Raw genomic sequence first — 24,634 nt, forward strand, 5'->3', positions numbered from 1 at the left:
GCGGGCATCCGTGCACGCCGCCGTCTCTGGACGCGTCCCCCGCGGACGGGTCCGTCCGGCGCCGTTCCCCGAGTGCTCATCCGCTTCTTCTGTCGTCATCGACAGGCCCCGGAGTCCGTGCCCGAAGAGGCAGGAGGACCCGGGAAGTGTTCACCGGAATCGTCGAAGAGCTGGGTGAAGTCACCGCCGTCGAGAACCTGGGCGATGCCTCCCGCTTCCGGCTCCGCGGCCCCGTCGTCACCGAGGGTGCGCGGCACGGCGACTCCATCGCCGTGAACGGTGTCTGTCTCACCGTCGTGGAGCACGACGGCGACGAGTTCACCGCGGACGTCATGGCCGAGACGCTGAACCGCTCCAGCCTCGGCGTCCTCACCGCGGGCTCCCGCGTCAACCTCGAACGCCCCACCGCCGTCGGCGCGCGCCTCGGCGGACACATCGTGCAGGGCCATGTGGACGGCACCGGCGAAGTCCTGGAGCGCACCCCCTCCGAGCACTGGGAGATCGTGAAGATCTCCCTGCCCGCGGACCTCGCCCGCTACGTCGTCGAGAAGGGCTCCATCACCGTCGACGGCATCAGCCTCACCGTCGTGACGGCGGGCGACGACCACTTCACCGTCAGCCTGATCCCGACCACCCTCGCCCTGACCACGCTCGGCCACAAGCAGCCCGGCGACCCGGTCAACCTGGAGGTCGACGTCATCGCCAAGTACGTCGAGCGGCTGCTCGCCGGCCAGGGGGCGACCCGGTGAACTGGCTCAACGCGCAGGCCTTCACCCTCCTCGGCCAGCACATCAAGTGGTCGGACATGATCGGCAACGTCATCGGCCTGGTCGGCCTGGTCTTCGGCTGGCGCCGCTCCCTGTGGAGCTGGCCGACACAGTTCCTGTCCGGGCTCATCCTGTTCGCCGCGTTCGCCACCGCCCACCTCTCCGGCAGCGCGGGCAAGCAGATCGTGGTCATGGTCGTCGCCGGCTACGGCTGGTGGCAGTGGAACCGCGGCAGGGCGCAGGGCGAGGACGGTCATATCGCCGTACGGTTCGCCACCCCGCGCGAGCGGGCCGCCCTGCTCGCCGCCGCAGGCGTCGGCACCGTCGCCGTCGCCGGGCTGTTCCACGCCTACCCCTCGCTGTCCTGGGACCCCTGGCCGGACGCCTACATATTCATCGGCACCATCGTCGCGATGTACGCCCAGGCGCGCGGCATGGTCGAGTTCTGGCTCGCCTGGCTCCTCGTGGACGCCGTCGGCGTCCCGCTCAACTTCGCCAACGGCTTCGCCTTCTCCGGCTTCGTCTACGTCATCTACGGCGCACTCGTCCTGTGGGGCCTGCGCGACTGGTGGCTGCGCTCCCGCAGGACCGCGCGGCCCGTCCTGGAAGGAGCGACCGCATGACCGCGGCACCGATCCTGTACGGCACCGACACCACCGAGGACCTCACCCTCGACCCGATCGAGCGGGCCGTCGCCGACATCGCGGCCGGCCGCCCCGTCGTGGTCGTGGACGACGAGGACCGGGAGAACGAGGGCGACCTCGTCATCGCCGCCGAGAAGGCGACGCCCGAGATCGTCGCCTTCATGATGAGCGAGTGCCGCGGCCTGATCTGCGCCCCCATGGAGGGCCCGGAACTCGACCGGCTGGAACTCCCGCAGATGGTCCAGGACAACACCGAGTCCATGGAGACCGCGTTCACCGTGTCCGTGGACGCCTCCGCCGCGCACGGCGTGTCCACCGGGATCTCGGCCGTCGACCGCGCCACCACACTCCAGCTGCTGGCGAGCGGCACGGCCGAACCCGGCGACCTGGTCCGCCCCGGCCATGTCTTCCCGCTGCGCGCCCGGCCCGGCGGCGTCCTGGTCCGGCCCGGCCACACCGAGGCCGCCGTCGATCTCGCCCGGCTCGCCGGGCTGCGGCCGGCCGGCGCGATCGTGGAGATCGCCGGCGAGGACGGACGCATGCTGCGCCTGCCCGAGCTGATCCCGTTCGCCCGCAAGCACGGCCTGGCGATCATCTCCATCGCGGACCTGATCGCCCACCGCCGCGCCGCCCGGCCCACGGCCCCGGTCAAGCAGCGGATGCCCGCGCCGGGCCCCGCCGTCCACCGCGAGGCCGAGGTCCGCCTGCCCACCCGGCACGGCACCTTCACCGCCTACGGCTACCGCTCCACCGCCGACGGCGTCGAACACGTCGCGCTCGTCCACGGCGACCTCGGCGACGGCGAGAACGTCCTGGTCCGCGTCCACTCCGAGTGCCTCACCGGCGACGTCTTCGGCTCGCTGCGCTGCGACTGCGGCCCGCAACTGGACGCCGCCCTGGACCGGATCCGGGACGAGGGCCGCGGCATCGTCGTCTACCTGCGCGGACACGAGGGCCGGGGCATCGGCCTGCTGTCCAAGCTGCGCGCGTACGAACTCCAGGAACGCGGCCGGGACACCCTGGACGCCAACCTCGAACTCGGCCTGCCCGCCGACGCCCGCGACTACGGCGCCGGCGCCAGGATCCTGGCGGACCTCGGTGTGCACAGCGTGCGCCTGATGACCAACAACCCCGACAAGACCGACGCGCTGCAGCGCCACGGTCTCAAGGTCACCGGACGCGAGCCGATGCCCGTGCACGCGGGCGAGCACAACCTCCGCTACCTGCGCACCAAACGGGACCGGATGGGCCACGACCTGCCCTGGCTGGAGGCGCCGGCCGAGTCCGGCTGCGGCAACCAGTAAGCGGGCAACCAGCAAGCAAGAGCACTGAGGAGACACGTGAGCGGCAAGGGTGCACCGGAACTGTCCGTCCGGAACGTCGGCGATCTCAGGGTCGCCGTCATCGCGGCACAGTGGCACGAGAAGGTGATGGACGGACTGGTGGACGGCGCGCTGCGCGCCCTGCACGACCTGGGGATCGACGAGCCCACCCTGCTCAGGGTCCCCGGCAGCTGGGAGCTGCCGGTGGTCGCCAAGGTGCTGGCCGGCCGCGGCTACGACGCGATCGTCGCCCTCGGCGTCGTGATCCGCGGCGGCACCCCCCACTTCGACTATGTGTGTCAGGGCGTCACCCAGGGCCTGACCCAGGTGTCGGTCGAGACCGGCGTGCCCGTCGGCTTCGGCGTGTTGACCTGCGACACCGAGGAACAGGCCCTGGACCGGGCCGGGCTGAAGGGCTCCCAGGAGGACAAGGGCCACGAGGCGGTGACCGCCGCGGTCGCCACCGCGGCAACACTGCGCTCGGTATCCGAACCCTGGCGCTGAGGAGCCCCCGCAACCGCGTAGGGTGGGATCACCATGTCCAAGAAGACGTTCGAGGAGCTCTTCACGGAGCTCCAGCACAAGGCCGCCCACGGCGACCCCGCCACCTCCCGCACCGCCGAACTGGTCGGCAAGGGAGTCCATGCCATCGGCAAGAAGGTCGTCGAGGAGGCAGCCGAGGTCTGGATGGCCGCCGAGTACGAGGGCAAGGACGCGGCCGCCGAGGAGATCTCCCAGCTGCTGTACCACGTCCAGGTGATGATGGTCGCCCGTGGCATCGCCCTGGACGACGTCTACGCCCACCTGTAGGCCCGGGCGGCCGAGCCCGCCACGGGCAACCGCCCCACGCAGTGCCCGCACCGTCAGTCCCGTCACACGAAGGAAGCCGACCTCATGCTGCGCATCGCCGTCCCCAACAAGGGTTCCCTGTCCGGCCCTGCGGCGGACATGCTGCATGAGGCCGGCTACCGGCAGCGCCGGGAGTCCAAGGAACTCAGGACCGTCGATCCGACGAACGAGGTCGAGTTCTTCTACCTCCGCCCCCGCGACATCGCGATCTACGTCTCCTCCGGCCGCCTCGACATCGGCATCACCGGCCGCGACCTGCTGGTCGACTCGGGCGCCAACGCCGAGGAGATCCTCCCGCTCGGCTTCGCCCGCTCCACGTTCCGCTACGCCACCAAGCCCGGCACCGCGGCCGGCGTCGCGGACCTGGGCGGCAGGACGGTCGCCACCTCCTACGAGGGCATCGTCGCCAAGCACCTCGCCGACCAGGGCGTCGACGCCTCCGTCGTGCACCTCGACGGTGCCGTCGAGACCGCCATCGAACTCGGCGTCGCCGAGGTCATCGCGGACGTCGTCGAGACCGGCACCTCGCTGCGCAACGCCGGCCTCGAGGTCATCGGCGAGCCGATCATGAAGTCCGAGGCGATCGTCATCCGGCGCACCGGCGCGAGCGCCGACGCCGCCGAAGATTCAGCCGAGCCGAAGGTCCAGCAGTTCCTGCGCCGGCTCCAGGGCGTCCTGGTCGCCCGGACGTACGTGATGATGGACTACGACTGCCGCGCCGAGCACCTGGAACAGGCCGTCGCCATCACCCCCGGCCTGGAGGGCCCGACCATCTCGCCGCTGCACAACGAGGGCTGGGTCGCCGTCCGCGCCATGGTCCCGGCCGAGGACGCCCAGCGGATCATGGACGACCTGTACGACATCGGGGCGCGGGCCATCCTGACCACGGCCATCCACGCCTGCCGCCTCTGACCGCCGAGGAGGCCGCAGACCCGTGTCCGCCCTGCCCGAACCGCCCGCGCTGCCCGTCACCTTCCGCCCGCACCTCACCCGGGTGATTCTGCTCACTGCCGGAGTGGCGATACTCCTGGTGATAACCGGGGTCGCGCTGGCGCTTGAGCAGCTCGGCCCGGGGGAGCGGCTCACCTTCGTCCTGACCGGGGCGCTGATCTTCTGGGTGCTGGCCCTGCTCGCCCGGGTGAAGGTCGTCGCCGACGAGTCCGGCGTCACCGTCGTCAACATCGCCAGCAGGCGGCGCCTGGACTGGGCGGAGATCCTTCGGGTGAACCTCCGTCCGGGCGATCCCTGGGTCTTCCTCGACCTCAGCGACGGCACCAGCCTGCCCGCGCTCGGCATCCAGCCGGGCATCGCCAAACAGCGCGCCATCGCCGACGCGCACGCGCTGCGGGCGCTCGCCGAGGCCCACGCAGGCCAGGGCCCGGACCGAGATCAGGGCTGACTTCGGGTCGTCCACTCTGCCGCGGCGGCGGGTGTCTTGATTAATCTGGTGGGCGGAGGCGTTTCCGTTGTGCCTCCGCCCCTGCTGCGCCGCCCGGTGCACAGGGGTTCCTGCTACCCGAGGAGTGACCCCCTCCGGCGATGGACGGATCGTCCTGTAGTACCTGCGCCGCCCCCTCCCGACATACCGCGGAGGCGGCGGCATCATGACCACCCCCCTGCTGCTCCTCGCAGCCGCATTCCTGCTGATCCTCGCCAATGGCTTCTTCGTGGCGGCCGAATTCGGCCTGGTGACGGTCGAGCGGCCGGACGCCGAGAAGGCCGCGGCCGAGGGCGACAGACGCGCCCACCGGGTCGTCGAGTCGCTCAAGGAGCTGTCCTTCCAGCTCTCCGGCACCCAGCTCGGCATCACCATCACCTCCCTGGTCGTCGGCATGCTCGCCGAACCGGCCCTGGCCCGGCTGCTGAGCGGCCCGGTCACCGCGACCGGCATCCCCGACGGCGCCGTCTCCGGCGTCGCCGTGGTCGTCGGCATGCTGCTCGCCTCCGCGGTCCAGATGGTGATCGGCGAACTCGTACCGAAGAACTGGGCGGTGTCCAAACCGCTGCAGGTCGCGCGCTTCGTCGCGGGCCCGCAGTACCGCTTCGCCCGGCTGCTGCGCCCGGTGATCGCCTCGCTGAACGCGGTCGCCAACCGGCTGGTGCGCGCCCTGGGCGTCGAACCCGCCGAGGAGCTGGCCTCCGCCCGCACCCCCGGCGAACTCGTCTCCCTGGCCCGGCACTCCGCCCGGGCGGGCGCCCTGGAACAGGACACGGCCGACCTGTTCGTACGGACCCTGTCGCTGGGCGGGCTGACCGCGCAGCACGTCATGACCCCGCGGGTGAAGGTCAGCGCGCTCCAGTCCTCGGCCACCGCCGAGGACGTCGTCAACCTCACCCGGGCCACCGGCCTCTCCCGCTTCCCCGTCTACCGGGAGAAGATCGACGAGATCGTCGGCATGGCCCACCTCAAGGACGCCCTGGCGGTCCCGCCGCAGGAGCGACTGCGCACCCCGGTCGGCCGGATCGCCCACAAGGCGCTGCTGGTCCCGGAGACCCTGCCCGTCCAGCCGCTGCTCGCCCGGCTGCGCAGCGAGCAGCCCATCGCCGTCGTCGTCGACGAGTACGGCGGCACGGCGGGCGTGGTGACCCTGGAGGACATCGTCGAGGAGCTCGTCGGCGAGGTCCGCGACGAGCACGACGGCCAGGACCTTCCCGAACTCGCCGCCGCCCCGCCCGAGGACGGCAGGCCGGCCTGGGACGCCGACGGCAGCTGCCGCGTCGACGTCCTGCGGCGGATAGGACTCGACGTGCCCGAGGGGCCGTACGAGACCGTCGCGGGCCTGGTCGCCGATCTGCTCGGCCGTATCCCGGCACCGGGCGACCGGGCCGAGCTGCCCGGCTGGCGGCTGTCGGTGCGCCAGGTCGGCCACTACCGGGCGGAACGGGTCCGGCTGGTGCGCACCGCCCCCGTGGCCCCGGTCGCGGAGGCGGTCCGATGAGCGTGCTGCAACTCGTCCTCGCCGCGCTGCTGGTGCTCGCCAACGGATTCTTCGTGGGCGCCGAGTTCGCGCTGATCTCCGTGCGCCGCAGCCAGATCGAACCGCTCGGCAGCGCGCGGGCCCGCCAGGTGCTCTACGGTCTGGAGCACCTGCCGCAGATGATGGCCGCCGCCCAGTTCGGCATCACGGTCTGCTCGCTGACCCTGGGCGCGGTCGCCGAGCCCACCGTGGCGCGGCTGCTGGAGCCGGCCTTCGAATGGCTCCACCTTCCGCACGGCATGATCCATCCGCTCGGTTACGTCGTCGCCCTCGCCGCGGTGGTCTTCAGCCACCTGGTGATCGGCGAGATGGTGCCGAAGAACCTGGCGATGGCGGCACCGGAGAAGGCCGCGCTGTGGCTCAGCCCCGGTCTGGTCGCCTTCGCCCGGGTGTGCCGGCCGATCACCGTGGCGCTCGGCGCCTGCGCCCAGGGCATCCTGCGGCTGTTCCACGTCGAGCCCAAGGACGAGGTCGAGGCCGTCTTCACCAGCGTGCAGCTGGGCCGGCTGGTGGAGGACTCGGGGCAGGCCGGTCTGCTCGGCCCCGAGGAGCAGGAGCGCCTGGAGGACGCGCTGGAGCTGGGCCTGCGCCCGGTCACCGATGTGCTCCTGCGACGCGAGTCGCTGGTGACGGTGCCCCCGTCGGTCACACCCGGGCAGATCGTCCGGCTCACCGCGCGGACCGGATTCTCCCGCTTCCCGGTCGCCGCGGAGACCGGCGCCTTCATGGGCTATCTGCATGTGAAGGACGTACTCGACCTGGAGGAGTCCGACCGGGCCGTGCCGCAGCAGGTGTGGCGGCCGATGACCACGCTCAGGGCCGAACTGCCGCTGGACGACGCGCTCACGGTGATGCGGCGGGCCGCCACCCATCTGGCCCAGGTGGCCGACGCGTCGGGCCGGATCCTCGGCCTGGTCGCGCTGGAGGACGTACTGGAGCTGCTGGTCGGCGAGGTACGGGATCCCGCGCACCGGCAGGCCGCCGTGCCGAAGGTGGCGGAGCCGCGGGTGAGCGGGGAACCGGAGGGCGCGCTGGCCGGCTGAGCCGGACCCGCGCCGGGCCGCGGGATCCGTGGGTCACATGGCCGACGGATCCTGCGGCCCGCGCCCCGACAGCACCTCCCCGTACGCCTGCATCAGGTCGGGCAGCCGGAGCGTCGCCAGATCGTCCCGGGTCAGCGTGCCGGGGTAGCCCGACAGCCGCAGATCCCGGTAGGCGCAGCTCTTCTCGTACAGGGTCCGCAGGAACCGCCCGTTGCCCAGCTCGTCGATCCACCCCTGGTCGACCACGTGCCCGGCGATGGACCGCAGCTCCTCCAGCGCCTCCTCGTCCCACCCGTCCCCGTTCTCCGCGGCCAGCACCTCGCCGATCGCGGTGAGTTCGAGCGGCCGGTACGAGGGGAAGTCGACGCGGCTGGTGAAGCGGGACGAAAGACCGGGGTTGGCGGCCAGCAGGCGGTCCATGCCCTCGGGGTAGCCGGCCAGGATCACCACCAGGTGGTCCCGGTTGTCCTCCGCCCGCTTGAGCAGCACCTGGAGGGCCTCGTCGCCGTAGGCGTCACCCTTGCCGTAGCCGGAGTTGGACAGCGAGTACGCCTCGTCCACGAACAGGACGCCGCCGATCGCGGAGTCGATCAGCTCGTTGGCCTTCACGGCCGTCTGGCCCAGGTACTCGCCGACCAGGTCGGCCCGCTGTGCCTCCACGAGGTGGTCGCCGCCGAGCAGCCCGAGGGCGTAGAAGACGCGGCCGAGGATACGGGCGACGGTGGTCTTGCCGGTGCCCGAGGGACCGGAGAAGACGAAGTGGCGTTTCGGCGGCTGGACCGGCAGCCCCTGGCCGGCCCGCAGCCGTGCCATGTTCAACTGTGCCGACAACGCCTTGACCTGGCGCTTCACCGGTTCCAGCCCGACCATGCGCTCCAGCTCGGCGAGCGCCTCCTCCAACAGGGCGGGGTCGGTGGGCCCCGTGGGCAGCGGCGCCGACGGCACCCCGGTCTTCTCGCGCACCGCCGGATCGGCCACCGACGGCAGCGGGCCGGCCGGCGGCAGGTCGGGCTCGGTGAACCGCAGGTCGCGGCCCTCGGTGCCGAAGAGCGGGTCGAGCATGTCCGGGCCGTCCACGCTGTCCTGTCCGGCCCCGGTGAGCATGATCGCCGCGAGGTCCGCGGCGTCGTCGTACCCGTCGCCCTCGGCGATCGCGGCGAGCCGGGCCGAGGTGTCCATGAAGGCGGGATCGACCCGGTGCACGGCCCGGTACAGGGGGAGCGCGGCGGCGCTGCGGCCCGTGCCCTCGTGGGCCCGGGCCAGCCAGTAGCGCAGCTCCTTGCGTTGCGGCTGCTCGCTGCGGCAGCGCATCAGCGCCGCCGACAGCAGCGGTTCCGCCTGGCCGTACATCTCCAGCCGGACCCGGGCCATGCCGCCGAACAGGCCCGCCTCGATGCCGAGCATGGCGTCGTCGAGCAGCGAGTCGGTGTGCCGGACGAGCTGGTCCCAGTCCTTGACGAGATAGGCGCGGCACGCGTGCAGAAAGCGGACCTGCGGGTCCGTGTCCACGGGCGGCAGGCCGGCCAGCGCCCGGTCCAGCTCCGGCACATGGCGGCCGTCGAGCCAGTGCGAGGAGTGCGCGAGCAGCAGATCGCGCGGGCTCTCCAGCACCGGCTGCACCCACCAGCCCAACCAGTACCAGGAGTTGAGGGTGCGGCGGTGCCGGGACCGTTGCTCGCCGAAGCGGTCCCGGTGCCGGAACATCCGCAGCAGCGCGGTCGTCGTGTCGACGCGCAGCGCGTGCAGCCCGAGCCAGGCGTCCGCCATCCCGGGGTCCATCCGCACCGCGGTGCGGAACTCCTCCTCCGCCTGTGGATAGGCGCCCACCGTGTAGGCGTCCACGCCTCGCAGCCAGGCGAGGTCGGCCGGGGCCTCGGGGCCCTGCGTGCCGAAGTCCATCACGTCCCCCACAAACCGTGCCCCCGTTGGTTCACCGCCGGGCGGCTGCCCGGCGGCCGCCTCTGGTCGAACCGCTGTGCCGCGGACCGGAGTTGCAGGTGCGCGAAGCAGCCGTTCGTAGGTCGCACCAGGGGCATCGTACCCGCGCGTCGGGCGCGCGCCGAAGGGTGCCGCACAGGGCGTTTGACGAGGTGGGAGCAGATGGGGCGCACTCGGTTCGGTGACCGAGGGTGAGCGAATCGCCGCGCTGGGCGTCCGAAGGGCGGGCTCCGGGCAGAACGAAGCCCCCGATCACGGGGGAACAACCGGGGGCTTCGCGTCTGCGGGCGGCTCCGAATGGCCGCACATTGAGAACGTAAGACCTGTACGGCCCCCGGGTCAAGCCGAGTTGAGGCACTCGGAGAAGTTCTTATGCAGGGGCCTTCACAAGTTCAGCACACAGCGGATGGTTCCTCACCGAGCGTGACATTCCGCTCGGATCAGCGGGTCGCGGCGGGCCCCGGGAGCACCTCGTACCCCTTCTGTGACTGGAGCACCAGCAGGTCGGCATGGGGGCGCGAGGGGTCCCCGGCGAAGTGCCGGCGCTCCGCCTCGACCCAGTCGGCCCAGAACTCCCGCTGCGCGCGCCCGTCCCGTCGGCGCCCGCGCGTCCAGGACTCCTCGCGCGGCAGCTCCATCCACAGCAGCCGTGCCAGATACGGCCGCAGCGCCCGGCGGCCCGCCCCGACGCCCTCGACGAGGACCACGGGCGCGGGCTGCAGCGGGCGGGGCGGGCCGAAGGAGCGCGCCCGCCAGTCGTAGGGCGCGTACGCCGCGCTCTCGCCCCGGGCCAGCGGCTCGATCACCTGGGTCAGCAGCCGTCCGGTCCAGCCGAACAGCGCGTCGTGGCTGGCGATGTCGTCGAGGTGCAGCACCGGTGCCCCGCCCAGGGCGGCGGCCAGTTCCCCCGCGAACGTGGACTTTCCCGAGCCGGCGTGGCCGTCGACGCCGATCAGCCGGACCGGACCGCAGGAGGGCGGAAGACCACACAGCCGGGAGACGAGCTCGTGAATGACGGTTCCTGGAGACAAGAGAGAGGGGGGCGCTTTTCGGAATCATGCTAGCCGCGCCCGCGGCGGGCCGTTCCCGGTGGGTGCGTCAGTGGACGAGACCAATATTGCCGGGTGTGGCATGGGCCGAAGTGCTGGCAGGGGCATGCCGCCTGATCCATAGTTGGCGCACAACCGCACGGCGATCGAGCCGACGGGCGGCACTGCCCGGAGCCGGACCGCCGTGGACCGGACCCGTCCCGACTCGGACACCTGGGGGTACTTCCGCCCATGAACAGAGCCGAACAGCCCTCCCGCAGAACCGTCCTGGCCGCCGCGGTCGCCGCGGCGGCGGCCTCCGGCACCGTGGTCTCCGGCACGGGGCCGGCGGCCGCCGTGACCGGCTCCGACGCCGACGAACCGGAACCCGCCCGCACCGTGGACAACCGCGCCTGGACCACGTACACCGACTGGCGCTCCGGCGCCGCCGAGGGCGTCAGAGCCGTCGCGGGCCGCCGCTCCGGCGTGGTGATTGCCGCCCCCGCGGGCACCACCGACTACACGGACCCGCACACCGGCACCACCGCCGCCTGGGAGTACGCCACCTGGACCTCCCCGGTCCACTGCCTGGCTGTCCCGTCCACCGAGGCGATCGCCTCCTGGAACGCGCACACCCCGGACGGCACCTGGATCCAGATCGAGCTGCGCGGGACGTACTCCGACGGCATGGACACCCCCTGGTACGTGATGGGCCGCTGGGCGGCCGGCGACCAGGACATCAGACGGACCTCCGTGGACGGCCAGTCCGACGGCAGGAGCAGCGTCTGGACGGACACCCTCGCCGTCGATGACGCCGCCACGGGCCTGCGTCTGGTGTCGTACCGGCTGCGGCTCACCCTCTACCGCAGGCCCGGCTCGCGGCTGACCCCCGTCGTCCGGCGGCTCGGCGCGATGGGCTCCGCCGTCCCCGACCGCTTCACCGTCCCGGCCGCCGCACCGTGCCTCGCCGGGGAACTGATCGTCCCGCGGTACTCGCAGGAGGTGCACGCGGGCCAGTACCCGGAGTACGACAACGGCGGCGAGGCCTGGTGCAGCCCCACCTCCACGCAGATGATCATCGAGTACTGGGGCGGCCGGCTCACCCCCGAGCAACTGTCCTGGGTCGACCCGAGCTATGCCGACCCGCAGGTGGACCACGCCGCCCGGTTCACCTACGACCACCAGTACCGGGGCTGCGGCAACTGGCCGTTCAACGCCGCCTACGCGGCCACGTTCCGGGGTCTGCAGGCCGTGGTCACCCGGCTCGGCTCGCTCACCGACCTGGAGCGGCTGATCGCGGCCGGCATCCCGGCCATAACGTCCCAGTCGTTCCTCAGGACCGAGCTGACCGGAGCCGGGTACGGCACCTCCGGGCATCTGATGACGGTGATCGGCTTCACCGCCGAGGGCGATGTGATCGCCAACGACCCGGCCTCGCCGAGCAACGAGGCGGTGCGCCGCGTCTATCTCCGGCGGGAGTGGGAGAACATCTGGCTCAGGACCAAGCGGTACAACGCCGGCGGCGCGGTGGTCTCGGGCACCGGCGGCGTCTGCTACCTCTTCTTCCCGGTGCGTCCGACGCCGCGCCAGCGCAGGGCGCTCGCGGCGGTGGGCGTGCGCTGAACCGGACGGGCTGTACCGCCCCCGGGGCGCCGGGGGCGTGCGCCTGTGACCAACCTCTCCGCCGTACGGGCCGCGGGCGGTGGCATGGTGGACAGCACGGTGGGGGGATCCACCAGCACAGCCGACCCCAGTGAGACGCCATGACCGCACACTCAGCAGCCGCCGCCCGCACCCGCACCGGCGGCCCCCGGGACGACGGACCGAAGCTCGTCGAGCATGTCCTGGGCTGGACCCTGGTCGCGGTTGTGGCGATGCTCGTGACACAGCTGGGGCTGCTGTGACGTTCTGACATACTGCGGATGTCCCGCAGCCCGTTGAGACCAGGGTCCGAATTGCACATCGACCAAGAGCCCGCCGTCGTCCGGCCGCGGGCGCGCGGCACCGAGCGCTCGCTGGCGCGTCGTGCCGAACTCATCGCCATCGGGCGGAAGTTGTTCGCCGACACTTCCTACGACGCGCTCTCCATGGACGACATCGCCCGGCAGGCACATGTCGCCAAGGGGCTGATCTACTACTACTTCCGGTCGAAGCGCGGCTACTACCTGGCGATCATCGAGGACTCCGTCGCCGACCTGGTCACCTACGCCGCGAGCGGCCTGGAACTGCCGGCCGTGGACCGCGTGCACCGCACCGTCGACAGCTATCTGCGCTACGCCGAGCACCACCAGGCCGCCTACCGCACCATCGTCAGCGGCGGCGTCGGCTTCGACGCCGAGGTGCACGCCATCCGGGACGGCGTGCGCGAGGCGATCGTCACGACCCTCGCGGAGGGCGCCTACGGCCGCCGGGACATCGCGCCGCTGGCCCGCATGGGGCTGCTCGCCTGGGTGTGCAGCGTCGAGGGCGCCACCCTCGACTGGATCGCCCGCCCCGAGCTGTCCCGCGACACCATGTGCCAGCTGCTGGTGAAGACGCTCGGCGGCGCCCTGCGCGCCATCGAGGAGCTGGACCCCGCCCATCCGGCGCCGCCGCCCGCCCGCCGCGACGGCTGAGGCGGGACGCGGCCTCCGCGGCCCCGCCCCGCTCGTTGCGCCGTGGCTAGTCGATGGCCTTGATCAGCTCGCCGTTCGAGGTGTCCCCGCTCAGCTCCCAGAAGAAGGTGCCGCCCAGGCCCTGCTGGTTCTTGTACGTCATCTTGGTGGCGATGGTCGACGGGGTGTCGTAGCTCCACCAGTCGTTGCCGCACTTGGCGTACGCGGTGCCGCCCACCGTGCCGGTCGCCGGGCACTTGGTCCTGAGCACCTTGTAGTCGTCGATGCCCTGTTCATAGGTCCCGGCCGCCGGGCCGGTGGCCGTGCCGCCCGGGGCGTCCTGGGTGACGCCGGTCCAGCCGCGGCCGTAGAAGCCGATGCCGAGCAGCAGCTTGGCGGCCGGGATGCCGAGGCCGGTCAGCTTCGTGATGGTCGCCGAGGTGTGGAAGTCGGCCTTCGGGATGCCGGAGTAGGAGGTCAGCGGCGAGTGCGGGGCCGTCGGACCGGTCGCGTCCCAGGCGCCGAAGAAGTCGTACGTCATCGGGTTGTACCAGTCGACGTACTGTGCGGCGCCCGCGTAGTCCGCCGCGTCGATCTTGCCCCCGCTCGTGGCGTCGGCGGTGATCGCCGCGGTCACCAGGCTGCTTGAGCCGAACTTCGCGCGCAGCGCCGCCATGACGTTCCGGAACGCGTCCCGGCCGCTGCTGTCGCAGGTGTTGCCGCAGGCGTTCGGATACTCCCAGTCGATGTCGATGCCGTCGAAGACGCCCGCCCACTGGGAGTTGTTCACCAGGTCGTAGCAGGACTGGGCGAACGCGGCGGGGTTCTGCGCGGCCTCGCCGAAGCCGCCGGACCAGGTCCAGCCGCCGAAGGACCACAGGATCTTCAGGTCCGGGTGCTTCTGCTTCAGCTTGAGCAACTGGTTGAAGTTGCCGCGCAGCGGCTGGTCCCAGGTGTCCGCGACGCCGTCCACGGACTCCGCCGCCGTGTAGGCGCGGTCGGTCGCGGCGTAGGAGTCGCCCATCGCGCACTTGCCGCCGGTGACGTTGCCGAAGGCGTAGTTGATGTGGGTCAGCTTGGCGGCCGAGCCGGAGGTCTCGATGTTGTTGACGTAGTACTTGCGGTCGTAGGTGCCCCATTCGGTGAAGTAGCCGACGACCTTGGAGCCTGCTGCGGTCGCCTCGGGCGCGGTGGGGGACGCGGCCGTGGCGGTGCTCGCGCCGGCCAGCAGCCCGGCGCCGAGGACGGCGCAACACGCGGCGGACAGCAGCGCCCGCAGCGGGCGGCGGGGACGGTGGGACGTGTGCATCGGTGTGTCTCCTCGTGGGGGAGAGGGGAACGCGCGCCGATTGGCATGAACGCGATCGGGCGTTGAAGCGAGAGGTTAGGAGGACTAGACCACTCGGGTCAATGGTTCGGACCAATTTCGGAGGGTCGGAGCCGGCGCGATGTTTTCTGAAGTAAGCGGTCGTTAACTGGTGACTGAAGGGTGCCGATCGGGCATACTCACAGCGCACAGCCGCTGGTCAGCTGCTTCCGCGACCCGGGAGCACGGACCTCGGCCGGAACCGGAAGGACCAGGCGGCGCCGCCCCACCCAAGGCGTACGTCCGCCGATGTGCCCGACACAGGGAGGAGACCGCCGAGATGTCCGACCGCGCCCCTCAGCCGGTGGAGCGTCAGCTGCCCACGGACGAGGCCAGGGATCTGATCGCGCTCGTCCGCGAGATCGCGCACCGCGAGATCGCCCCGCGGGCGGCCGAGGAGGAGGAGGACGCCGGACGCTTCCCGCGCGAGGTCTTCACCCTGCTCTCCGAGTCCGGTCTGCTCGGCCTGCCCTACGACGCCGAGTACGGCGGCGGCGACCAGCCGTACGAGGTCTACCTCCAGGTCCTGGAGGAGCTGGCCGCGGCCCGGCTCACCGTCGGCCTCGGGGTCAGCGTGCACACCCTGGCCTGCTTCGCGCTCGCCGCCCGCGGCACCAAGGAGCAGCAGGCCGAGTATCTGCCCGCCATGCTCGGCGGCGGACTGCTCGGCGCCTACTGCCTCTCCGAGCCGTCCTCCGGCTCGGACGCCGCCTCCCTGCGCACGAAGGCGGTGCGCGACGACGGGGGCACCTCCCGCGCGAGCGGAGCCGAGCGTGGCGGGGACTGGGTGATCAACGGCACCAAGGCGTGGATCACCCACGGCGGGGTCGCCGACTTCTACACGGTGCTGGCCCGCACGGGCGAGGAAGGCCCGCGCGGGATCTCCGCCTTCCTGGTGCCCGGCGACGCCGAGGGCCTGAGCGCGGCGCCCCCGGAGAAGAAGATGGGCATGAAGGGCTCGCCCACCGCGCAGGTCCATTTCGACGGCGTACGCGTGTCCGACGAGCGGCGGATCGGCGAGGAGGGCCAGGGCTTCGGCATCGCGCTGTCCGCGCTCGACTCCGGGCGGCTCGGCATCGCGGCCTGTGCGATCGGCCTGGCTCAGGCGGCGCTGGACGAGGCTGTCGCCTATGCCGCCGGCCGCAGGCAGTTCGGGCGGCCGGTCTCCGACTTCCAGGGGCTGCGCTTCATGCTCGCCGACATGGCCACCCAGATCGAGGCGGGCCGGGCGCTGTATCTGACCGCCGCCCGGCTGCGCGACGCGGGGCGCCCGTTCGCCAAGCAGGCGGCCATGGCCAAGCTGCACTGCACCGACACCGCGATGCGGGTGACCACCGACGCCGTACAGGTCCTCGGCGGGTACGGCTACACCGCCGACTTCCCGGTCGAGCGCTACATGCGCGAGGCCAAGGTCCTGCAGATCGTCGAGGGCACCAACCAGATCCAGCGGATGGTCATCGCCCGTCACCTCGCGGGGCCCGAGAGTCACTGATCCGGCCCAGGACGCCCGGCAGGGCCGCCAGCCGCACCCACTCCGGGTCGTCGCGGCCCGGCAGGGTGCGGCCCCGGTCGGCCCAGGAGCGCAGCAGATCGCGGTAGATGGGCGGGTCCTGGGGCGGCAGCGGGCGAACCGATTCTGCGGGCCGTTGGACGAAGAGCCGGAGCTGCCGGCCGGCCGTCGATTGCGTGCGGGACATGTCTGGGCAACGCGGACGCGGCCGGGCAGGTCACCGGGCGCCCGATTCGAGCGTGAGTTCAACCGCGTCCGGCCCGGCCCCTCTCCAGCGGACTGACGTACCGTCAGCTCCCCTGTTCCCAGGGGGATGCCACGACCGACGCCCGCGCTGCCCGACGCCACCGCGGTCCGGGTCACCGTCCCCGCCGCCGACGGCAAGTCCGGTTGGGCGGATCGCCTGCCGGGTGCCCCCGGACGTCATGTCCTGTACGTGCGAGGGGAGTTGGCCGCACCCGGCGAGCCCGGCCGGGCGCATGCAGTTGGAGGTCGGTGTCGCGCTGCCGGGTGAGAGTGGCCGTCTGCGGCGGCATGGCGCGGCCCGACGCGCCTGTCGCGCCTGGGCGGTCGACGGACTGCCCCGCGCACCGCTGATCGAGGCCGGTTCGACCGGTCGGCCGGGCTGTGGCCGCAGGAGGCGGCCGAACCCGTGCTCACCCGGGGTCGCCTCGGGACGGCGCGGGCTGCCGGATCCGGCGCGCATCGCCTGCCGGCGGCTGTGCTCCGGGGATGTCGCCCGTCCGGCGGACCCGCCCGCACTGATCCTGCACCACGACTCCTGCACCATGACAGATCGCGCGCCCTGGTGCAGGGCGGTCACCGGGACCGAACGAGCCGGCTCAGGCGGCGGCCTGGCTGTGCATCGTCGGCATGTGCATCGGGCGCGAGCCCGGGCCGCCGACGTGCGAGAAGGGCTGCGTGCGCCAGTTCAGCCCCTGGGGCAGCGTGAGCAGCAGAGCGGTGTCCTGCCCCTGGGGCGTGAACGACTCGTCCGCGGAGCGGGCCTCGGCGGCCGACCGGCCGGTGCCCGCGCACACCGTGAGACCGAAGGGGTTCCACGGCGAGGCGCACAGCGCGTGCTCCGGCAGGACGTCCTCGTCCGCCAGCAGGGCGATGGGCTGCGCGCAGTCCGGGCAGATCACCCGGTACATCTCGAAGGTGTCGTAGGTGTCGAGTTCCTCGCTGTCGTAGGCGTCGGATTCGACGCCCTCCGGCTGCGGTTCGACCACCGGGTGCTGCCGCTTGGACGCGGTACGACCAGGGCGCTTAAGACTCTGCATGGGATTCTCCCCCTCGGGCTGGGCCGTGAAGGCGCTGCGGCCTCGACCACAGCAAGCACTTCCCGTCCGCTCTCGGCGGTAATCACGAGAACATCACAGAGCCCACCCGGCGGGTGTGTCGTTCGTCACATGCCGTTCGCAGGTGCCCGGTGCGGCGCATTTGTCCCTCCGTGGACCCGTGGCCGGCTCTCCGGGAGATCACAAACCGGCTATGACCTGGGTTGCCCGGGTATCCGAGGAGATCAAGTGCACTGTAGGTTTTGGCGCCATGGAGGAGCTGGACCGTCAGATCGTGCAGCTGCTCGTCAAGGACGGGCGGATGAGCTACACCGACCTGGGCAAGGCCACGGGCCTGTCCACATCGGCCGTGCACCAGCGGGTGCGCCGGCTGGAACAGCGCGGCGTCATCCGCGGCTATGCCGCGGTCGTCGACCCCGAGGCCGTGGGGCTGCCCATGACCGCCTTCATCTCCGTGAAACCGTTCGACCCGAGCGCGCCCGACGACATCGCGGACCGCCTCGCCGGCGTTCCCGAGATCGAGGCCTGCCACAGCGTCGCCGGCGACGAGAACTACATCCTCAAGGTGCGCGTGGCCACACCGCACGAACTGGAGGAGCTGCTGGCCCGGCTGCGGACGCTGGCGGGCGTGTCCACGCGCACCACGGTGGTGCTGTCGACGCCCTACGAGGCCAGGCCGCCGCGGATCTGAACCACCGCGCCCCGGCCCCGGCGCGCTGCCGACCGGCCAGTCGGTCACCTACACCTTCCCGCTGGGCCGCATGGAAGCGGTCGGCCTGGCCCGACCGGGAGGCCGCCTCCGGGGACCGTGGAACCCTCGGGTGCGGCTGGGGGGCGTCGGTACGCTCCGACGAGGCCCCGAGTTCTGAACCACCGCGCCCCGGCCCGGCGCGCCGCCGACCGGCCAGTCGGTCACCCGCACCTTCCCGCTGGGCCGCATGGAAGCGGTCGGCCTGATCTGACCCGGGGGAAGCAGCCTCCAGGGACCGGGTGCGGCTGGGGGGCGTCGGTACGCTCCGACGAGGCCCCGAGTTCTGAACCACCGCGCCCCGGCCCGGCGCGCCGCCGACCGGCGCGTCGGTCACCCGCACCTTCCCGCTGCCGCCGCATGGAAGCGGTCGGCCTGATCCGACCGGGAAGCAGCCGGGGCCGTGGAACCCTCGGGTGCGGCTGGGGGGCGTCGGTACGCTCCGACGAGGCCCCGAGTTCTGAACCACCGCGCCTCGGACCTGGCGCGCTGTCGACCGGCCAGTCGGTCACCCGCACCTTCCCGCTGGGCTGCATGGAAGCGGTGGGCCTGATCCGACCGGGAGGCCGCCTCCAGGGACCGCGGAACCCTCGGGCGCGGCTGGGGGTCGCCGGTGCGCTCCGACGAGGCCTTGAGTTCTGAACCATCGTGCCCCGGACCCGGCGCGCCGCCGACCGGCCAGTCGGTCACCCGCACCTTCCCGCTGGGCCGCATGGAAGCGGTCGGCCTGATCCGACCGGGAGGCCGCCTCCAGGGGCCGCGGAACCCTCGGGCGCGGCTGGGGGTCGCCGGTACGCCCCGGCGCCGCCCCGAGTGCCGTGCGGCCGGTGCCGCGGGAGAGACTGTGGGGCATGAACGAGCGCCCCGCCGACCCGAAGACCGTTCTCCTGCGCCGCGGAGAAGTGCACAGCCCCGCCGACCCCTTCGCGACCGCGATGGTCGTGGAGCGCGGCCAGGTGGCCTGGGTCGGTTCCGAGGGCGCCGCCGACGCCTTCGCGGACGGCGTCGACGAGGTGGTCGACCTGGACGGCGCCCTGGTCACCCCGGCCTTCACCGACGCCCATGTGCACACCACCGCCACCGGCCTGGCCCGCACCGGCCTCGACCTGTCCGCCGCCCCCACCCGCGAGGCCGCGCTGGACCTCGTCCGGGACTTCGCCGCCGCCCGTCCCGGCGACCGGGTGCTGCTCGGGCACGGCTGGGACGCCGCCCGCTGGCCCGGCGGCCGGCCCCCGACCCGCGCGGAGCTGGACGAGGCCACCGGCGGGCGCCCGCTGTACCTCTCCCGCATCGACGTCCACTCGGCCGTCGTGACCACCGCCCTGCTGGACCTCCTGCCCGACGCGGTCGCGCGCGAGGACGCGCCGCTCACCGGCGACGACCACCACGCCGTACGGGCCGCCGCGTTCGCGGCCGTGACCCCCGCCCAGCGGGCCGAGGCGCAGCGGGCCGCCCTCGCGCACGCCGCCTCCCTCGGCATCGGCACCCTCCACGAGTGCGGCGGCCCGCGGATCTCCTCCGAGGAGGACTTCACCGGCCTGCTGCGGCTCGCCGCGCACGAGCCGGGCCCGCGCGTCGTCGGCTACTGGGCCGAACAGTCCGACGAGGGCGTCGCGAAGGCCCGGGAGCTCGGCGCGCTCGGCGCCGCGGGCGACCTGTTCGTGGACGGCTCCCTCGGCTCCCACACCGCCTGCCTGCACCAGCCCTACGCCGACGCCGACCACACCGGCGCCGCCTACCTCGACGCCGCGGCGGTCACCGCGCATGTGATCGCCTGCACCGAGGCGGGAATCCAGGCGGGCTTCCACGCCATCGGGGACGCCGCCGTGACGGCCGTGACCGAGGGCGTGCGGGCCGCCGCCGACAAGATCGGCCTCACCCGCGTCCGCGCCGCCCGGCACCGGGTGGAACACGCCGAACTGCTCACCCCCGAGACCATCGCCGCCTTCGCCGACCTGGGCCTGACCGCCTCCGTCCAGCCCGCCTTCGACGCGCTGTGGGGCGGCGCGGACGGCATGTACGCGCGGCGGCTCGGCCCCGAGCGGGCCCGTGCGCTCAACCCGTTCGCGGCCCTGCTGCGCGCGGGCGTCCCGCTCGCCCTCGGCTCCGACAGCCCCGTCACACCGCTCGACCCCTGGGGCACGGTCCGCGCGGCGGCCTTCCACCGCACGCCCGAGCACCGGATCTCGGTGCGCGCCGCGTTCACCGCGCACACGCGCGGCGGCTGGCGGGCCGTCGGCCGGGACGACGCGGGCGTCCTGGTGCCCGGCGCGCCCGCCGACTACGCGGTGTGGCGCACCGACGAGCTCGTCGTCCAGGCCCCCGACGACCGCGTAGCGCGCTGGTCGACCGACCCACGCTCGGGCACCCCGGGTCTGCCCGACCTGACCCCCGGCCACGACCTGCCGGTCTGTCTGCGCACCGTGGTGGGCGGACGGACGGTGTTCGTACGGCCGAGCGAGTGATCTCCTGGGGCGGCGTGGCGGCGCTGATCGCCCGCCGCCCCGCGGCGCGACCTGCGCATCCTCCGCATCGGGCCGCGGAAAGGCGGGTGTCGACGCAGGTCAGACCGCTGTTGACAGCCTGCGGCCGGGGGCCGGTAGGTTCGGCCGAGTCCACCACCGGACGCCCGACCGGGGAGCTTCCGTGCACGCGTCGCAGCGCCGCTGGGTCAGGGACGGTGTGCCGCACCGGGGCACCGTCGCTGGGAACCAGGCTCAGCACTCGCGCCGGCGAGGGAACGTTCCGGCCGGTCGGGGAGGTGCGACCCGGGTGGGGCCCGGACGCTCAGTAGACAACGGCTTTCGGTCGACCCGCAGCCAGCGGGTCCCAGGTCGGCCCGAAGGGCGCCGGGCCCCCATCCGCAGCGGCACATCCGCGCCGGTCGCGCACTCTTACCCCGCTCTTGCGGAATCGACACCGCCATACCAACGAGGCGGCACGTCACCGCAGGCCGTGGCCACTATGGTGGACGCCAGCGGACGACATGAAGGGGCAGCAGTGAACGACGGCGACGGGACCCCCGCGGCACAGGCCGGGGTACGGCAGTTCGGTCCGCTCGGTACGGCCTTGGTGATCATCCCGACCTACAACGAGGCGGAGAACATCAAGGCGATCGTCGGCCGGGTACGCAAGGCCGTTCCCGAGGCGCATGTGCTGGTGGCGGACGACAACAGTCCCGACGGCACGGGCAAGCTCGCCGACGAACTGGCCGTGGCGGACGACCACGTCCAGGTGCTGCACCGCAAGGGCAAGGAGGGCCTGGGCGCCGCCTACCTCGCGGGCTTCCGCTGGGGCCTGGAGCACGACTACGGCGTACTGATCGAGATGGACGCCGACGGCTCCCACCAGCCCGAGGAACTGCCCCGTCTGCTGACCGCGCTCAAGGGCGCCGACCTGGTGCTCGGCTCCCGCTGGGTGCCCGGCGGCCGGGTGGTGAACTGGCCCAAGAGCCGGGAGTACATCTCCCGCGGCGGCAGCCTCTACTCGCGGCTCGCCCTCGACCTGCCGCTGCGCGACATCACCGGCGGCTACCGCGCCTTCCGCCGCGAGACCCTCGAGGGCCTCGGCCTGGGCGAGGTCGCCTCGCAGGGCTACTGCTTCCAGGTCGACCTCGCCCGCCGTGCCGTCAAGGCGGGCTTCCATGTCGTCGAGGTGCCCATCACCTTCGTCGAGCGGGAACTGGGCGACTCCAAGATGAGCCGCGACATCCTCGTGGAGGCGCTGTGGCGGGTCACGGCGTGGGGCGTGGGCGAGCGGGTCGGCAAGATCGCGGGCAAGGACAAGCCGGGCCCGGAGCGTTGACCGTCCCCCTTATCCCGCACTGAGCCGGGCCCAGGCACACTGGGAGCATGACGACTGGCGCTCCGACCCCTCCGCAACCGACCCGGCCCCGGCGTTCCCGGCTGCGCCGGTACCTTCCGTTGGGCATCGCCGTCTGGCTCGTGCTGGAGATCTGGCTGCTGACCCAGGTCGCCGGCGCGGCGGGCGGGCTCACGGTGTTCCTGCTCCTGGTGGCCGGCGCCGTGGCCGGTTCGGTGGTCATCAAGCGGGCGGGCCGCCGCGCCTTCCGGAGCCTGAACGAGGCGCTGCAGCGCGGTGTCCCCCCGGAGCGCGGCGGCGGCAACGGCCTGATGATGCTCGGCGGTCTGCTCCTGATGATCCCGGGCCTGATCTCGGACGCGGTGGGACTGCTGCTCCTGATCCCGCCGGTGCAGAAGGCGGTGAGCCGGGCTGCGGAGCGGGTCTTCGAGCGCAAGCTCCACAGGGCGGCCCCCGGCTCCCTCGGCGACGCCTTCCAGCAGGCCCGGATTCACCGCCCCGACGGCAAGGTGGTCCAGGGTGAGGTCATCAGGGACGACGTGCCGGGTGACGCGGCGCGCGAACCGCGCCCGCCCCTGACCCGCTGAGGTCCTGGCGAGGCACCTGTGCCACCCGCTCGCCGGGTGGCGCAAAACCCGCGGGCGCCGTACGTCTCGATCACGTACGGCGCCCGCGGTCATGCAGGTGCGTTGTGTGTCCAGGCCGCCCGCTAGGCGGACTTGCGGCTGTCCCGGGGATGAATCGCGATGTTCATCGCCCCGGAGCGCAGCACCGCCAGGCGCTCCTCGAGGACCTCTTCCAGCTCCTCACGGGTGCGCCGCTCCATCAGCATGTCCCAATGGGTGCGCGCGGGCTTGGCCTTTTTCTCTTCCGGCCCTTCGCCGTCCACCAGGAGTGCCTGGGCACCGCAGACCTTGCACTCCCACTCCGGCGGGATCTCCGCCTCGACCGAGAAGGGCATCTCGAAGCGGTGCCCCTTCTCGCATGCGTACTCCACGGCCTGGCGCGGAGCCAGGTCGATGCCGCGGTCCGTCTCGTAGCTGGTCACCACGAGGCGCGTACCGCGAAGAGCTCGCTCACTCATGAATCGTGCCTCCCGGGCTTGTCGCCCACAGGACAGGTGTCGCTGTCGTCGTCATCCGGTCAACGTCCGGTCGGCGGTAAAGATTCCCGTTCCGAGTCCCGTTCCGGGTCGTGCGTCGCCGTCGTAGCCGCCCCTTTTTCTACCCACCGGCGCCCGGTTTGTCACATCTGCTAGCAGATGTCACCCAGCGTTTCAGCAGCTTTGACGCGCAGTAACGGTACGCCTGGCAGGCCAAACGCGTACACTACAGCCCTTTCGCGCCGAGCGCTAAATCTTCTCCGGAACCGGGTTGCCCGCCTCGCCGATGGCCCGCCGCACCGGCACCCGGGCGAGCAGCACGAACCCGATGACGAAGAAGGCCACCAGCGAGATGATCGCCGAGCGATAGCTGCCCGTCAGCTGGTAGGTGAGGCCGAACAGCAGCGGGCCGAGCCAGCTCATCCCGCGGTCGCTCACCTCGTAGGCCGCGAAGTACTCGGCCTCCTTGCCCGGCGGGACGAGATGCGAGAACAGCGACCGGGACAGCGCCTGGCTGCCGCCGAGCACCAGCCCGATCCCGGCGGCCAGCACGAAGAACCCCACCGGCACCCCGGCGGGCAGGAAGTACCCGGCCGCCAGCGTGAGCGTCCAGGCGACGAGCGAGCCGAGGATCGTGCGCTGTGCGCCGTGGATCCTGGCCAGCCGCCCCATCGCCAGCGCCCCGGCCACGGCCAGCACCTGCACCAGCAGCACCGCGACGATGAGCGTGGACTGGCCGAGTCCCAGTTCCTCGGAGCCGTAGACCGAGGCCTGCGAGATCACCGTCTGGATGCCGTCGTTGTAGACGAGGTACGCCAGCAGGAAGGCCAGTGTCAGCGGGTGCCGGCGCATGTCACGGACGGTCGCCGCGAGCTGCCGCAGCCCCGGGGCCCCGACCGGGGCGGCCGTGGACCGGCGGTCCCGCAGCCGGCGCAGCGGCACCAGCGCGAACGCGCCCCACCACAGGCCGGCCGAGGCCAGACAGACCCGCACCGCGGCCGTCTCGGAGAGGCCGAAGGAGTCGTGCCCCGAGTAGAGGACCAGATTGACGATCAGCACCAGGGCGCCGGCCGCGTACCCGAAGGCCCAGCCCCGCGAGGAGACCGCGTCGCGCTCCTCGGGCGGCGCGATCTGCGGCAGATAGGAGTTGTAGAGCATCATCGCCACGGACTGGGCGGCGTTCGCGACGATCAGCAGCAGGCCGCCGAGCAGATAGCGGTCCCCGTCCAGGAAGAACATCGCCGTTGTCGCCGCCGCACCCGTGTACGCGGCGGCCCCGAGCAGGTGCTTCTTGCGGCCGGTGCGGTCGGCCAGGCCGCCCACCAACGGCATCACCACGACCGCGAGGATCACCGACAGGGACACCGAGTAGGCGAAGAAGGACCCGGCCCGCACGGGTATCCCGAGCGGGTGCACAAAGCCGTCGGCGTCCGCGGCCGACTCCGCGACCGACGTCAGATAGGGGCCGAGGAAGACGGTGACCACGCTCGTCGAATAGACCGAGCACGCCCAGTCGTAGAAGTACCAGCCGCGCTGCTCGCGCCGCCGTTCGGCGACATCGTCCGCCCCCGCCCGCACGGTCTGAGTGCCCACCCGTGCCCTCGCCTCCCCGCTGAAGGTGC

The 24,634-nt window shown here is 72.4% G+C and carries 24 protein-coding genes; 17 read left to right on the forward strand and 7 right to left on the reverse strand.

The genetic code is table 11. From position 1 onward, the window contains the following. Nucleotides 1-146 precede the first annotated feature (146 nt). From CTZ28_RS07430 to CTZ28_RS07470, 9 genes are all read left to right on the forward strand, one after another. Nucleotides 147-749: a riboflavin synthase gene (locus tag CTZ28_RS07430; protein ID WP_121888427.1), complete on the forward strand. Its 603-nt coding sequence runs from the start codon at nt 147-149 to the stop codon at nt 747-749. Beyond that, nucleotides 746-1,390: a nicotinamide riboside transporter PnuC gene (gene pnuC, locus CTZ28_RS07435; protein ID WP_121888428.1), complete on the forward strand. Its 645-nt coding sequence runs from the start codon at nt 746-748 to the stop codon at nt 1,388-1,390. Before CTZ28_RS07430 ends, pnuC begins: the two co-directional genes overlap by 4 nt. Continuing rightward, nucleotides 1,387-2,715: a bifunctional 3,4-dihydroxy-2-butanone-4-phosphate synthase/GTP cyclohydrolase II gene (locus tag CTZ28_RS07440; protein WP_121888429.1), complete on the forward strand. Its 1,329-nt coding sequence runs from the start codon at nt 1,387-1,389 to the stop codon at nt 2,713-2,715. Before pnuC ends, CTZ28_RS07440 begins: the two co-directional genes overlap by 4 nt. Before the next feature lie 36 nt (nt 2,716-2,751). After that, entirely contained in the window at nt 2,752-3,237 is a 486-nt protein-coding gene (gene ribH / locus CTZ28_RS07445) for a 6,7-dimethyl-8-ribityllumazine synthase (protein ID WP_121888430.1), read from the forward strand. A gap of 33 nt (nt 3,238-3,270) precedes the next feature. After that, complete coding sequence (locus CTZ28_RS07450) at nt 3,271-3,543, forward strand: phosphoribosyl-ATP diphosphatase (protein ID WP_121888431.1); 273 nt, start codon at nt 3,271-3,273, stop codon at nt 3,541-3,543. 84 nt (nt 3,544-3,627) lie between these two features. Further along, on the forward strand, nt 3,628-4,494 hold the full coding sequence (hisG, locus tag CTZ28_RS07455) for an ATP phosphoribosyltransferase (RefSeq protein ID WP_121888432.1): 867 nt from the start codon (nt 3,628-3,630) through the stop codon (nt 4,492-4,494). Nucleotides 4,495-4,525: 31 nt separating this feature from the next. Further along, entirely contained in the window at nt 4,526-4,981 is a 456-nt protein-coding gene (locus tag CTZ28_RS07460; protein ID WP_121888518.1) for a PH domain-containing protein, read from the forward strand. Nucleotides 4,982-5,186: 205 nt separating this feature from the next. Continuing rightward, a complete protein-coding gene (locus CTZ28_RS07465; RefSeq protein ID WP_121888433.1) occupies nt 5,187-6,521 on the forward strand; it encodes a hemolysin family protein in 1,335 nt (444 codons plus the stop codon). Beyond that, a complete protein-coding gene (locus CTZ28_RS07470) occupies nt 6,518-7,603 on the forward strand; it encodes a hemolysin family protein (protein WP_121888434.1) in 1,086 nt (361 codons plus the stop codon). Before CTZ28_RS07465 ends, CTZ28_RS07470 begins: the two co-directional genes overlap by 4 nt. Before the next feature lie 33 nt (nt 7,604-7,636). Here CTZ28_RS07470 and CTZ28_RS07475 read toward each other — a convergent pair whose 3' ends face one another. Both CTZ28_RS07475 and CTZ28_RS07480 read right to left on the reverse strand, forming a co-directional pair. Continuing rightward, entirely contained in the window at nt 7,637-9,502 is a 1,866-nt protein-coding gene (locus CTZ28_RS07475) for an AAA family ATPase (RefSeq protein ID WP_121888435.1), read from the reverse strand. A gap of 479 nt (nt 9,503-9,981) precedes the next feature. After that, entirely contained in the window at nt 9,982-10,572 is a 591-nt protein-coding gene (locus tag CTZ28_RS07480) for a uridine kinase family protein (protein ID WP_259471499.1), read from the reverse strand. Nucleotides 10,573-10,821: 249 nt separating this feature from the next. Between CTZ28_RS07480 and CTZ28_RS07485 the strand changes: the two genes are divergently transcribed. The 3 genes from CTZ28_RS07485 (at nt 10,822) to CTZ28_RS07495 (ending at nt 13,184) form a co-directional block, all read left to right on the forward strand. Further along, nucleotides 10,822-12,192, forward strand: a complete 1,371-nt coding sequence (locus CTZ28_RS07485) for a peptidase C39 family protein (protein WP_121888436.1) — start codon at nt 10,822-10,824, stop codon at nt 12,190-12,192. A 140-nt stretch (nt 12,193-12,332) separates the two neighbouring features. Continuing rightward, a complete protein-coding gene (locus CTZ28_RS07490; RefSeq protein ID WP_121888437.1) occupies nt 12,333-12,473 on the forward strand; it encodes an SCO1431 family membrane protein in 141 nt (46 codons plus the stop codon). A gap of 51 nt (nt 12,474-12,524) precedes the next feature. After that, nucleotides 12,525-13,184 (forward strand): TetR/AcrR family transcriptional regulator, encoded by a 660-nt coding sequence (locus CTZ28_RS07495; RefSeq protein ID WP_121888438.1) that lies wholly within the window; start codon nt 12,525-12,527, stop codon nt 13,182-13,184. A gap of 46 nt (nt 13,185-13,230) precedes the next feature. Here CTZ28_RS07495 and CTZ28_RS07500 read toward each other — a convergent pair whose 3' ends face one another. Beyond that, nucleotides 13,231-14,472, reverse strand: coding sequence for a glycoside hydrolase family 18 protein (locus CTZ28_RS07500; protein ID WP_121888439.1), 1,242 nt, complete (start codon nt 14,470-14,472; stop codon nt 13,231-13,233). A gap of 337 nt (nt 14,473-14,809) precedes the next feature. Between CTZ28_RS07500 and CTZ28_RS07505 the strand changes: the two genes are divergently transcribed. Next, on the forward strand, nt 14,810-16,021 hold the full coding sequence (locus CTZ28_RS07505) for an acyl-CoA dehydrogenase family protein (protein ID WP_121888440.1): 1,212 nt from the start codon (nt 14,810-14,812) through the stop codon (nt 16,019-16,021). Here CTZ28_RS07505 and CTZ28_RS07510 read toward each other — a convergent pair. Both CTZ28_RS07510 and CTZ28_RS07515 read right to left on the reverse strand, forming a co-directional pair. Continuing rightward, nucleotides 15,984-16,226 (reverse strand): hypothetical protein, encoded by a 243-nt coding sequence (locus CTZ28_RS07510; RefSeq protein ID WP_121888441.1) that lies wholly within the window; start codon nt 16,224-16,226, stop codon nt 15,984-15,986. The two genes, CTZ28_RS07505 and CTZ28_RS07510, sit on opposite strands and share 38 nt — an antisense overlap. Before the next feature lie 655 nt (nt 16,227-16,881). Then, nucleotides 16,882-17,322, reverse strand: a complete 441-nt coding sequence (locus CTZ28_RS07515) for a hypothetical protein (protein WP_121888442.1) — start codon at nt 17,320-17,322, stop codon at nt 16,882-16,884. Nucleotides 17,323-17,590: 268 nt separating this feature from the next. On the opposite strand from CTZ28_RS07515, the gene CTZ28_RS07520 reads away from it, so the two are divergent. The 4 genes from CTZ28_RS07520 (at nt 17,591) to fxsA (ending at nt 22,497) form a co-directional block, all read left to right on the forward strand. Continuing rightward, nucleotides 17,591-18,031, forward strand: coding sequence for an Lrp/AsnC family transcriptional regulator (locus CTZ28_RS07520; RefSeq protein ID WP_121888443.1), 441 nt, complete (start codon nt 17,591-17,593; stop codon nt 18,029-18,031). 908 nt (nt 18,032-18,939) lie between these two features. Then, a complete protein-coding gene (locus tag CTZ28_RS07525; RefSeq protein WP_121888444.1) occupies nt 18,940-20,553 on the forward strand; it encodes an amidohydrolase in 1,614 nt (537 codons plus the stop codon). A gap of 535 nt (nt 20,554-21,088) precedes the next feature. Continuing rightward, entirely contained in the window at nt 21,089-21,892 is an 804-nt protein-coding gene (locus tag CTZ28_RS07530) for a polyprenol monophosphomannose synthase (protein ID WP_121888445.1), read from the forward strand. A 47-nt stretch (nt 21,893-21,939) separates the two neighbouring features. Further along, entirely contained in the window at nt 21,940-22,497 is a 558-nt protein-coding gene (gene fxsA / locus CTZ28_RS07535; RefSeq protein ID WP_121888446.1) for an FxsA family membrane protein, read from the forward strand. A 122-nt stretch (nt 22,498-22,619) separates the two neighbouring features. Here fxsA and CTZ28_RS07540 read toward each other — a convergent pair whose 3' ends face one another. Further along, complete coding sequence (locus CTZ28_RS07540) at nt 22,620-22,994, reverse strand: RNA polymerase-binding protein RbpA (protein ID WP_121888447.1); 375 nt, start codon at nt 22,992-22,994, stop codon at nt 22,620-22,622. A gap of 267 nt (nt 22,995-23,261) precedes the next feature. Continuing rightward, nucleotides 23,262-24,605, reverse strand: coding sequence for an MFS transporter (locus tag CTZ28_RS07545; protein ID WP_121888448.1), 1,344 nt, complete (start codon nt 24,603-24,605; stop codon nt 23,262-23,264). Nucleotides 24,606-24,634 lie beyond the last annotated feature (29 nt).

This window comes from Streptomyces shenzhenensis (assembly GCF_003688995.1).
GTDB lineage: Bacteria > Actinomycetota > Actinomycetes > Streptomycetales > Streptomycetaceae > Streptomyces > Streptomyces shenzhenensis_A.